The organism is Rhodopseudomonas infernalis, from assembly GCF_022271405.1.
GTDB classification, from domain to species: domain Bacteria; phylum Pseudomonadota; class Alphaproteobacteria; order Rhizobiales; family Xanthobacteraceae; genus Rhodopseudomonas; species Rhodopseudomonas infernalis.
Window position 1 is genome coordinate 31918 of the sequence record NZ_JAJNAL010000041.1, and the last position, 10751, is coordinate 42668.

Annotated in this window: 10 protein-coding genes; 7 read left to right on the forward strand and 3 right to left on the reverse strand. The window is 65.4% G+C overall.

Annotated features, from left to right (window positions below):
- Positions 1–68: 68 nt before the first annotated feature.
- The 7 genes from LPW26_RS21400 to LPW26_RS21430 all read left to right on the forward strand — a co-directional run bounded on the left by LPW26_RS21400 (position 69) and on the right by LPW26_RS21430 (position 8163).
- Positions 69–776 (forward strand): TetR/AcrR family transcriptional regulator, encoded by a 708-nt coding sequence (locus tag LPW26_RS21400; protein ID WP_238737657.1) that lies wholly within the window; start codon positions 69–71, stop codon positions 774–776.
- Positions 773–1966 (forward strand): efflux RND transporter periplasmic adaptor subunit, encoded by a 1194-nt coding sequence (locus tag LPW26_RS21405; RefSeq protein ID WP_238737658.1) that lies wholly within the window; start codon positions 773–775, stop codon positions 1964–1966. Before LPW26_RS21400 ends, LPW26_RS21405 begins: the two co-directional genes overlap by 4 nt.
- Positions 1967–2105: 139 nt before the next feature.
- Entirely contained in the window at positions 2106–5210 is a 3105-nt protein-coding gene (locus LPW26_RS21410; protein WP_238737659.1) for a multidrug efflux RND transporter permease subunit, read from the forward strand.
- A 246-nt stretch (positions 5211–5456) separates the two neighbouring features.
- A complete protein-coding gene (locus LPW26_RS21415; RefSeq protein ID WP_238737660.1) occupies positions 5457–6707 on the forward strand; it encodes an FAD-dependent oxidoreductase in 1251 nt (416 codons plus the stop codon).
- Positions 6708–6879: 172 nt separating this feature from the next.
- Positions 6880–7134, forward strand: a complete 255-nt coding sequence (locus tag LPW26_RS21420; protein WP_238737661.1) for a DUF6489 family protein — start codon at positions 6880–6882, stop codon at positions 7132–7134.
- Positions 7135–7461 (forward strand): poly(R)-hydroxyalkanoic acid synthase subunit PhaE, encoded by a 327-nt coding sequence (locus LPW26_RS21425; RefSeq protein WP_238737662.1) that lies wholly within the window; start codon positions 7135–7137, stop codon positions 7459–7461. It begins immediately after the preceding gene.
- Between the two features lie 213 nt (positions 7462–7674).
- Positions 7675–8163: a phasin family protein gene (locus LPW26_RS21430; RefSeq protein ID WP_238737663.1), complete on the forward strand. Its 489-nt coding sequence runs from the start codon at positions 7675–7677 to the stop codon at positions 8161–8163.
- Positions 8164–8351: 188 nt separating this feature from the next.
- On the opposite strand, the gene paaE is transcribed toward LPW26_RS21430, so the two are convergent.
- The 3 genes from paaE to paaC are packed head-to-tail and all read right to left on the reverse strand — an operon-like array spanning position 8352 to position 10722.
- Positions 8352–9440, reverse strand: coding sequence for a 1,2-phenylacetyl-CoA epoxidase subunit PaaE (gene paaE / locus LPW26_RS21435; RefSeq protein WP_238737664.1), 1089 nt, complete (start codon positions 9438–9440; stop codon positions 8352–8354).
- Between the two features lie 8 nt (positions 9441–9448).
- Positions 9449–9952 carry a 1,2-phenylacetyl-CoA epoxidase subunit PaaD gene (gene paaD, locus LPW26_RS21440; RefSeq protein ID WP_238737665.1) on the reverse strand — a complete coding sequence of 168 codons (504 nt, stop codon included), beginning with the start codon at positions 9950–9952 and terminating at the stop codon, positions 9449–9451.
- Positions 9946–10722, reverse strand: a complete 777-nt coding sequence (paaC, locus tag LPW26_RS21445) for a 1,2-phenylacetyl-CoA epoxidase subunit PaaC (RefSeq protein WP_238737666.1) — start codon at positions 10720–10722, stop codon at positions 9946–9948. The genes paaD and paaC overlap by 7 nt, the downstream gene beginning before the upstream one ends.
- Positions 10723–10751: the final 29 nt, after the last annotated feature.

Here is a 10751-nt window from a genome sequence, read left to right on the forward strand (position 1 = left end):
TGCTCACGTTCCGGTGCAGCGCGGCATATCCGGTTGACAACCAGGCAGGTGAGTGCCTACTCACAAAAATGAGCTCATTGCGAATGACGCGAGATTTGCGCCGGGAATTGATCCTTGGCGCGGCCAAGAGATGCTTTGCCCGAAACGGCTTCGCCGGGACGACGACCAAGAGTGTCGCCACTGCGGCGTCGATCTCGGAAGGGTTGCTGTTCAAGCATTTTCCGAGCAAATCTGCGCTGTACGCCGAGATTCTCGCCGATGAATGCGAGGCCGACCCGGCGCTGGCGCATTTGCTGGACCTGCCGGCTTCGACCGAGTCTCTCGTCGTCCTCGTTCGAAATCTCGTTGCACATTTCCTGCATGTTTCGGATCAACCGGATCAGGAAGAGGAGCAGCGGCTGCGGCTGCTGATCACCAGCCAGCTCGACGACGGCGAGTTCGCCCGGCTGGTGTTCGACAAGATCGCGGGCCTGATCGGACCGCAATTCGCTGCTTCGCTGGATCGCGCGGTGGCGGTTGGAGATGCCACGAGGGTCGGTCGGGACCCGATGAACCTGTTTTGGCTCGCGCATCAGACTGTCCTGATGATGGCGCTTGCCAACTTGCCTGCGGTGGCGTGCCTGAGCTACGGGGAGGCGCCCGATCTGGAGCGCCAGACCTGCGAGTTTATTTTACGTGGAATTGGACTGAACGAAGCCGTAATTGCTGAGCATCTGGACCGCGAATTTTCGCCCGGTCCGGCGCGCGCGGAAAACGACAGAGAGTATACAAGATGACGGTTGCCACAGAAACGCCGCCCGCGGCGCGGTCGGCCCCTGAGAAGCCGCGCCCCCGTCCGGCGCGCATGATCCGCTGGTTCATCATCGTCGGGCTGCTGCTGGCGCTGCTGGTCGGCGGCCTGGTCGGCTTCAACGCCTTCCGCAATCACATGATTGCGCAGTTCTTCGCCAACAACAAACCGCCGCCGATCACCGTCACGGTCTCGGAGGCGAAGTCCGAGGTGGTCCCCAATCTGCTGAGGGCGGTTGGTGATCTGGCCGCCGTTCACCAGGTCAACGTGACCTCCGACGTTTCCGGCCGCATCACCGAGATCCTGTTCACGGCAGGCGCCGAGGTCGAAGCCGGCGCCAAGCTGCTGCAGCTTTACGACGCGCCCGAGCAGGCCGACCTCGCCAACTTCCGCGCCCAGGCCAAGGTCGCGGAGCTGTCGCTCGATCGCGCCAAGCAACTGGCCGCGCGCCAGTTCGGTCCGCAGGCCACCGTCGATCAGGCGCAGGCCTCGTTCGATCAGGCCAATGCGGGCATCGCCCGGACTCAGGCGGTGATCTCGCAGAAGCTGGTGCGCGCACCGTTCGACGGTGTGCTCGGCGTCCGCCGCGTCGAAGTCGGTCAGTATCTCACGGCCGGCACCCAGATTGTGTCTCTGACCAACCTGTCGCAGGTCTACGCCAACTTCACCGTGACGGAAAAAGACTCCGGCACGCTGAAGGTTGGGCAGGCGGTGCGCATCCGCGTCGATGCCTACCCGGGACGCGACTTCGACGGCAAGATCACCACCATCGAGCCGCAGATTTTGTCCGACACCCGCAATATCCGGGTGCAGGCGACGCTCGACAACCCGGGTCATGTGCTCAAGCCGGGCATGTTCGCCACCACCACCGTGGTGCTGCCGGACAAGCCCGCGGTGATCACCGTGCCGGAGACCGCGGTCGACTACACGCTGTATGGCGACTCCGTCTACCTGATCCAGGAGGAGAAGGCGGAGGACGGCAAGTCCAACCTCAAGGCTGTTCGAACCTTCGTGCGCACCGGCGACCGGATCAACGGCCGCACCGTGATCCTCAGCGGGATCAAGCCGGGCGACCGCGTCGTCGCGGTCGGCCAGCTCAAGCTGCAGTCCGGCGCCGCGGTCACGATCTCGACCGATCCGCCGCCGCCGCAGCCGGCGACGCCGCCGCGCTACTGATCAAACTCCCGGGTCGGCGCGCCGCGCCGCCCGGTTCTTTCGCAGGCCCGCAGGCGACGAGCGCCTTCCGAGCCCACTGATCTGATCGCACCGCAGCTCCCGCGCCACCCGCGCGGAGCCTGCGCCACGGAGCGTCCGTATGGTCATCACCGATATCTTCATCAAGCGTCCGGTGCTGTCGCTCGTCGTCAGCATGCTGATCCTGCTGATCGGCTTCCGCGCCGCGATGACGTTGCCGATCCGGCAGTATCCGAAGCTGTCGAACACGGTGGTGACCATCACCACGGCGTATCCAGGCGCGTCTCCGGACCTGATGCAGGGCTTCATCACCACGCCGCTCGAGCAGGCGGTCGCCTCCGCCGAGGGCGTCGATTACATCACGTCGTCCTCGACGCTGGGCCAGAGCCTGATCACCGTCTACGTCAAGCTCAACTTCGATCCCAACCAGGCGCTCACCGAGGTTTTGGCCAAGGTCAATTCGGTCAAATACCTGATCCCGCGCGAAGCCAACGACCCGGTGATCGTCAAATCCACCGGCCAGACCACGGCGGTGATGTATCTCGGCTTCTCCAGTAACGAGTTGTCCGGATCGGCGATTTCCGACTACCTGACGCGCGTGGTGCAGCCGGTGCTGTCAACCGTCGACGGCGTGGCGTCGGCCGACATTCTCGGCGGCCAGACCTTCGCGATGCGGATCTGGCTCGATCCCTTACGCATGGCGGGGCGCAACGTCTCTCCATCCGACATTTCGGCGGCGATCGCCGCCAACAACTTCCAGGCGGCGGCGGGTCAGACCAAGGGCTATCTGACAGTCTCCAACATCACCACCAACACCGACCTGCAGAACGTCGATCAGTTCAAACGCATGATCGTCAAGGCGCAGGACGGCGGCTTCGTCCGGCTGGAGGATGTCGCCACCGTCGAACTTGCCGCGCAGAGTACCGACTCGAGCGTCGCGTTCTCCGGCGAGCGCGCGATCTTCATCGGCGTGCAGGCGACGCCGCAGGGCAACCCGCTCAACATCGTCACCGGGGTCCGTGCGCTGTTCCCCGAAATCGAGCGCAACCTGCCGCCGTCGATGCACATGAAGGTCGCGTACGACTCGACCAAGTTCATCCGCTCGTCGATCGACGAGGTCGAAAAGACGCTGATCGAAGCGGTCGGCATCGTCATCGTGGTGATCTTCCTGTTCCTCGCCTCGTTCCGGTCGGTGATCATCCCGGTGGTGACGATCCCGCTGTCGCTGATCGGCGTGTGTACGGCGATGTTGGCACTCGGCTTCTCGATCAACCTGCTGACGCTGCTGGCGATGGTTCTGGCGATCGGTCTGGTGGTCGACGACGCCATCGTGGTGGTGGAGAACATCCATCGACATCTGGAGGAGGGGAAGAGTCCCGTCCAGGCCTCCTTGGTCGGCGCGCGCGAGATCGTCGGGCCGGTGATCTCGATGACCATCACGCTCGCCGCGGTGTACGCGCCGATCGGCTTCCTCGGCGGCCTGACCGGCGCGCTGTTCCGGGAGTTCGCTTTCACCTTGGCGGGCGCGGTGATCGTCTCGGGTGTCATTGCGCTGACGCTGTCGCCGATGATGTGCTCGGTGCTGCTGAAACATCAGGAGAGCCAGGGCTGGTTCGCCCGCAAGGTCGATTCCGTGTTCGGTTCGGTGACGCGCTGGTACGGCCGGCAGCTCGACCGCTCGCTCGACTATCGCCCGATCACCGGGCTGTTCGCCGTCGTGATCCTCGGCCTGGTCGGCTTCATGTACTTGAACACCGCGAAGGAGCTGGCGCCCGAAGAGGACCAGGGCATCGTGTTCGCAGTGACCAAGGGGCCGAAATACGCCAACATCGACTACTCGAATTATTATGGCGAGAAGCTCGACAAGGCCTATGCGAGCTTCCCCGAAACCGATCTGCGCTTCATCCTGAACGGCACCTCGGGGCCGAACAACGGCATTGCCGGCATGTTGCTGAAGCCGTGGGACGAACGCACCCGCAGCGCCATGAAGCTGAAGCCGCTGGTGCAGGCCGAACTCAGCAAGATCGAGGGCGTCAACGCCTTCGCCTTCAACCTGCCGCCGCTGCCGGGCGGGCCGGGCGGTCTGCCGATCCAGATGGTGATCAACTCCACCTCCGGCTTCCGCGCGGTCTACGAGGAGATGGTCAAGCTGAAGGACGCAGCGCGCAAGAGCGGCCTGTTCATCGTCACCGACAGCGACCTCGACTTCAACCAGCCGGTGGTCCGCGTGACGATCGACCGGACCAAGGCGAGCGACCTCGGTGTCAACATGCAGCGGCTCGGCTCCACGCTGGCGACGCTGCTCGGCGGCAACTACGTCAACCGCTTCAATCTCGAAGGCCGGTCATATCAGGTCATCCCGCAGGTGCCGCGTGCCGACCGGCTGACGCCACAATCGCTTGAAGGGTACTACGTGGCGAGCGCGACCGGTCAGCAGATTCCGCTGTCGACACTGGTGTCGATCGAGACCGCCACCGACCCGAACGCGCTGTCGCATTACAACCAGCTCAACTCCGCCACCTTCCAGGCGGTGCCGATGCCGGGCGTCACGGTGGGGCAGGCCGTCGACTTCCTCGAGAAGCAGTCCAAGAACCTGCCGACCGGGTTCGGCCACGACTATCTGGCCGACGCGCGGCAATATGTGCAGGAGGGCAATCAGCTCGCCATCACGTTCGGCTTCGCGCTGATCATCATTTTCCTGGTGCTGGCGGCGCAGTTCGAGTCGCTGCGCGATCCGCTGGTGATCATGATCACGGTGCCGATGGCGATCTGCGGCGCATTGATCCCGCTGTTCTTCGGCATGGCGACGATCAACATCTACACCCAGGTCGGCCTGCTGACGCTGGTCGGCCTGATCAGCAAGCACGGCATCCTGATGGTCGAGTTCGCGCGCGAACTGCAGATCAAGGAGGCGCTCGACAAGCGCACCGCGATCGAACAGTCGGCGCGTGTGCGGCTGCGGCCGATCCTGATGACCACGGCCGCGATGGTCACCGGCCTGCTGCCGCTGCTCACCGCCTCGGGAGCCGGCGCCGCCAGCCGGTTCTCGATCGGCCTGGTGGTGGTGTCCGGCATGATGATCGGCACGCTGTTCACGCTGTTCGTGCTGCCGGCCGTCTATGTGGCGATCGGTACCGACCATCGCGCCGCCGCCGAGACCGATCGCGCCAAGCAGATCGAAGACTACGAAATGGAGCGCGCCTCGCCGTCGCTGAAGCCGACCTGAGGCGTTCGGCTTGCCGCGTCACGCGATCGATCGTCACGCCTTATCGGCTTGCGTTCGTCCGGCTTATGCTGGCCGAGCAAGCCGTCGTCCGACGTAACGCGTTCGCGGCACGCCTGCAGGATTTGCAACCGTTCGGCGACATGCTCCGCGCCCGCCCGGGGTCGATCGTCGCACATATGCGAATCTGCGGGCCGCGGTGACCTCCGCTGTTTGCGAAATCGCGTCGGTCTGCTTAGCTGACGCACCATGAAACACGAGACTGATGTTCTGGTGCTCGGCGCCGGCATTGTCGGCGTCAGTGCGGCGCTGCATCTGCAGCAGCGCGGTCGCGATGTGGTGCTGGTCGATCGCAACGCCGCCGCCGGCGACGAGACCAGCTACGGCAATGCCGGGCTGATCGAGGTCGCCTCGGTGCAGCCCTATCTGTTTCCGCGCGATCTCGGCCATCTGTTGCGTTACGCGCTCAATCGCTCGGCCGACGTGCATTATCATCTCTCCGGCCTGCCGGAATTCCTGCCGTGGCTGCTGCGGTACTTCATGGCGTCATCGCCGGAGTCCGCCGCGCGGATCGCCAAGGCGGCGCTGCCGCTGATCCGGCAGAGCCTCGCGGAGCACGAGGCGCTGATCGCCGAAGCCGGCGTGCCGGAGCTGCTGCGCAAGACCGGCTGGATCAAGCTGTTCCGCACCGAGGCGTCGTTCGGCAAGACCGTCGCCGAGCTCGACAGCGTCAGACGCTTCGGCGTCACCGCCGACGTGCTCGACGATGCGGCGATTGCGGCGCGCGAGCCGAACCTGATGGGCCGTTTCGCCGGCGCAGTTCACTGGCTCGAGCCTGGCTTCATTCCCGATCCTGGCGCGCTGGTGAAAGCCTACGCGGCGCTGTTCGGCCGCAAGGGCGGCCGCTTCCTGCGCGGCGATGCGCTCACGCTGCAGCAGCAGAGCGGCGGCTGGCGGATCACCACCGACGATGGCGTCGTCTCGGCGCGCGAAGTGGTGGTGACGCTGGGACCGTGGTCGGATCTGGTGTTTGGGCCGCTCGGCTATCGCATCCCGCTCGGAGTCAAGCGCGGCTATCACCAGCACTTCACCACGCGCGGCAACGCGGTGCTGCAGCATCCGGTGCTCGACGCCGATCGCGGTTACTTGCTGGCACCGATGAACCGCGGCATCCGCCTCACCACCGGCGCCGAATTCGCGCGCCGCGATGCGCCGCCGACTCCGGTGCAGGTGACGCGCGCGCGTGCGCTGGCGCGCGATCTGTTTCCGCTCGGCGAGGCGATCGAGCCGCAGCCGTGGATGGGGGCGCGTCCGTGTCTGCCCGATATGCTGCCGGTCATCGGCAAGGCGCCCCGCCACGACGGCCTGTGGTTCGATTTCGGCCATCAGCATCACGGCCTGACGCTCGGTCCCGTGACGGGGCGGCTGCTTGCCGAGATGATGACCGGCGCAGAACCGCTCGCGGATCCGAAGCCGTTCGCGCTCGAACGTTTTGGTTGAAGCGCGCGGGCCGCGCTCCGGATTGCTTGCATCACACCCGCGGTCGCGGCGATACTGGCCGGATGTTCAGGATGCTCCGCGGGGCGTCGCTGGGACGTCCTTCGGGCGTATCGTCGCAGCGGACGACAATTCGCAACGCCGACACGCCCTCCTGCCAAAGTCTGGAGCGGCCATGAAAGTCAACGTCGAGATCGAATGCACCCCCGATGAAGCACGGGCCTTCTTCGGCCTCCCGAATGTGCAGCCGATGCAGACCGCGGTGATGGACAAGCTCCAGCAGCAGATGATGTCGAACATCGATAAGGTATCACCGGAAGCGTTGATGCAGAGCTGGTTCACCTTCGATCCGAAGATTGCGGAACGCTTCCAGGACATGTTCGTCACCATGGCCGGCCTCGGCAGCACGTTGCCGAAGGAGAAGAAGTAGATGGTCGACAAGGACAAAGACCCGGCAGCCGCCTGGCAGGCGATGCTCGGCGAAATGAGCAAGGGCTTCACCACGCTCGCCAACCAGGCCATGGCCACGCCAGAGATCGCCAAGGCGGTCGGGCAGGTGAGCGGCGCCACCGCCGAGGCGCAGAAGCAGTTCGGCACGATGGTCGAGCAGTATCTGGCCGGCCTCAACCTGCCGACCCGCGCCCAGATGGACGATTTCGAAGCCCGGCTGGCGGCGATCGAAGCCAAGCTCGACCGGCTCGTCGCAACCATCGGAGAAGGCGCCGCGACGAGCGGCACCAAGTCCCGGGCAAAGTGAAAGCCGGGGGCTTTCAGCTTCTCAGGCATCGACTCCTGGGGAACGGGTCTCGACGAAAGTCTTAGATCGAGAAATCAATGGCTTAGGATTGGTTTGGGTGTTGCGTTGCACCATTTATATTGCAATGCAGCATGAATAGTGCCATATTGAGGGTGTCCCGGGCCGCTCCCGGACGGGGCAAGACCATAGCTCACACGAGGATGGAGACACCCAATGACTGATACCCATACCGAGACCCACGAAGCCGCGTTCGATCAGGTCAAGCAGGCGTTCGCGCCGGTGACCGATGCGTTCAAGAATTTCCAGAACCTGGAAGTTCCGGAAGCGACCCGCGACTTCGTCAAGCGCGCTGCCGGCACCGCCAAGGAGAAGGCCGCCGACCTGCACGCCGGTTCCGAGAAGCTCACCGCGACTGTCGAAGAGGCTGTTGCCAATTCGGTCACCGAAGCGGCGCGGATCACCCGCACGATCCAGCAGGCGATCCACCACGACACCCAGGCGTTCTTCGCTGGCATCGACAAGCTCGCTTCGGCGAAGTCGATCAACGAAGCGGTGCAGATCCAGTCGGATCTGGTTCGCTCGCACGGCGAAGTGCTGGTGTCGCGCGCCAAGTCCGCCACCGAATATCTCAGCCGCCTCGCCGCCGACTCCGCCAAGTCCGCGCAGGACAATCTGAGCAAGACCTTCAGCAAGTCGGCCTGAGCCGACTTCGACTGAACCTCCGGACGCCCTCAGGCCCGCTCACGCGGGCCTATTTTTTTGTCCCCGTCATTCCGGGGCGTGCGCAGCGCGAGCGCTGAATCCATATCCGCTGTGCCCGCAGATCTGGCACGGTGCGCATGGATCTCACTTGCGTATCTCAACGTGAGTGCAGGGACTATTTGCGGGTCTTACAGATGGTCGTAGTCCACCACGACCCGCGCCGTCGTCGGCTTGGCCTGGCACGTCAGGACGAACCCGGCCTGCAGCTCCCAAGGCTCCAGCGAGTAGTTCAGCTCCATCGGCGCCTCGCCCTCGACCAGCTTGGCGCGGCAGGTGGAGCACATCCCGCCCTTGCAGGCGAACGGCAGATCGACGCCGGCGCGCAGTGCCGCGTCGAGGATAGCTTCGCCCTCAGCTACCGGGACTTCGCGGCGCTTGCCGTCGATGATCAGCGAGGCGATTGACTTGGGCGGCGCGCCGGGCGCGACGATGGTCTTCGGCCGCGGCTTGCCGCCCAATCCGGAGACGAAGCGCTCCACATGGATGCGATCCTCGGCGATGCCGAGTTCGCGGCACGCGGCCTCGACGTCGTCGGCCATGCCGGTCGGGCCGCAGATGAAGACGTGATCGACGCTCGCCGCCGGCAGCATCGCGGTCAGCAGCAGCCGCACCTTGTCGCGGTCGAGCCGGCCCTGCATCACCGGCACGTCCTGCTCCTCCTGCGACAGCACATGAAACACCGCGAAGCGCTGCAGGTAGCGGTCCTTCAGCGCCTCGAGCGTGTCGCGGAACAGAATCTGTTCGGTCGAGCGATTGCCGTAGAACAGGAAGAACCGGCTGTCGGGATCGCGCGCCAGCACCGCCTTGATCAGCGACAGGATCGGCGTGATGCCGCTGCCGGCGGCGAAGCCGACGTAAGTGCGCGCCTCGCTCGCGGCGTGGGCGGCGCCGAACCGGCCGGTCGGCGTCATCACCTCGAGCGTATCGCCGGCTTTCAGCTCTTCGGTCGCCCACACCGAGAACGCGCCGCCGTCGACCTTCTTCACCGCGATGCGCAGCTCACCGTCGCCCGGGCCGGAGCAGATCGAATAGGAGCGCCGCACCTCCTCGCCGTCCATCGTGGTGCGCAGCGTCAGATATTGGCCGGGCGCGAACTGATAGGCGTCGGCGAGCTCCGGCGGGATCGTGAACGCCAGCGAGATCGCATCGCGGCCTTCGCGGCGCAGGTCGCGGATCGTCAGCGGATGGAAGCGCGGAATGGTGGCGGAGATGTTCATGGCGGCGCTCAATGGCACTTGAAGTAATCGAACGGCTCGCGGCAGCTCTTGCAGCGCCACAGCGCCTTGCAGGAGGTCGAGCCGAATTCGGACAGCTGCTCGGTGTCGACCGAGCCGCATTGCGGGCAAGCGATTTCCAACGCGCCGAACAGCGCGCGGCGGCCGGATGCGGCGAGCGGCGGCGCGATGCCGTAATCCTTCAGCTTGGCGCGGCCCTCCGGGCTCATCCAGTCGGTTGTCCAGGCCGGCGCCAGCACCGTTTCGACACGGGCATCGCTGATGCCGGCATGCGCCAGCGCGGTCTCGATCTCCAGCGTGATCATGTTCATGGCCGGGCAGCCGGAGTAGGTCGGCGTGATCGTGACTTCAACGCAGCCGCCCTGCACACGCACGTCGCGCAGTACGCCGAGATCGGCGATGGTCAGCACCGGGATTTCCGGATCGACCACTGTCGCGGCGGCGTCCCAGGCGCGGGCGCGCAGCTCGGCGTCGCTGTCCGTTCGCGTCACCATGTCTGGCCCGGAAAGGTCCGCTGCATGTATTGCAGGTCGGTGAGCAGGTGGCCGAGATGCTCGCTGTGCCGGCCGCTGCGACCGCCGCGCTGCACCCACGCGCCGCTCGGCATCGTCAGCGTCGCTTCGCGGAGCACCGCGCTGAGCGTGCCGTGCCAGGTGTCGCGCAGGCTGGCGGGATCGATCGCGACGCCGGCGTCGATCAGCCGCTGCTCGCCGGCGTCGGTATCGAACAGCTCGCCGGCGAACGCCCACAGTGCGTCGACGGCGTCCTGCGCGCGGCGATGGCTCTCGTCGGTGCCGTCGCCGAGCCGGATCATCCATTCGGAGGCATGGCGGAGGTGATAGGCGCTTTCCTTCTCCGACTTGGCGGCGATCGCCGCCAGCGTCGGATCGGTCGAGCGCATCATCGCCCGCCAATACGGATCGGCGAAGGCCGAGTAGTAGAACTGCCGCGCGAGCGTGCGGGCGAAGTCGCCGTTCGGCTGCTCGACCAGCAGCAGGTTCTGGTAGTCGCGCTCTTCGCGCAAATACGCGAGCTGGTCTTCGTCGCGCTCCTTGCCCTCGACGGCTCCCGCATAGCCATACAGCTCGCGCGCCTGGCCGATCAGGTCGAGCGCGATATTCGACAGCGCCATGTCCTCTTCCAGCATCGGCGCATGCCCGCACCATTCGGACAGCCGATGCCCGAGGATCAGGGCGTCGTCCGCGCGGCGAAGGGCGTAAGTGAAGAGCGGGGTGTCCGTGGTTTCGATGGAGGCGGCGGGCATGTCTGATCAACGTCCTCTTGGCACAACGA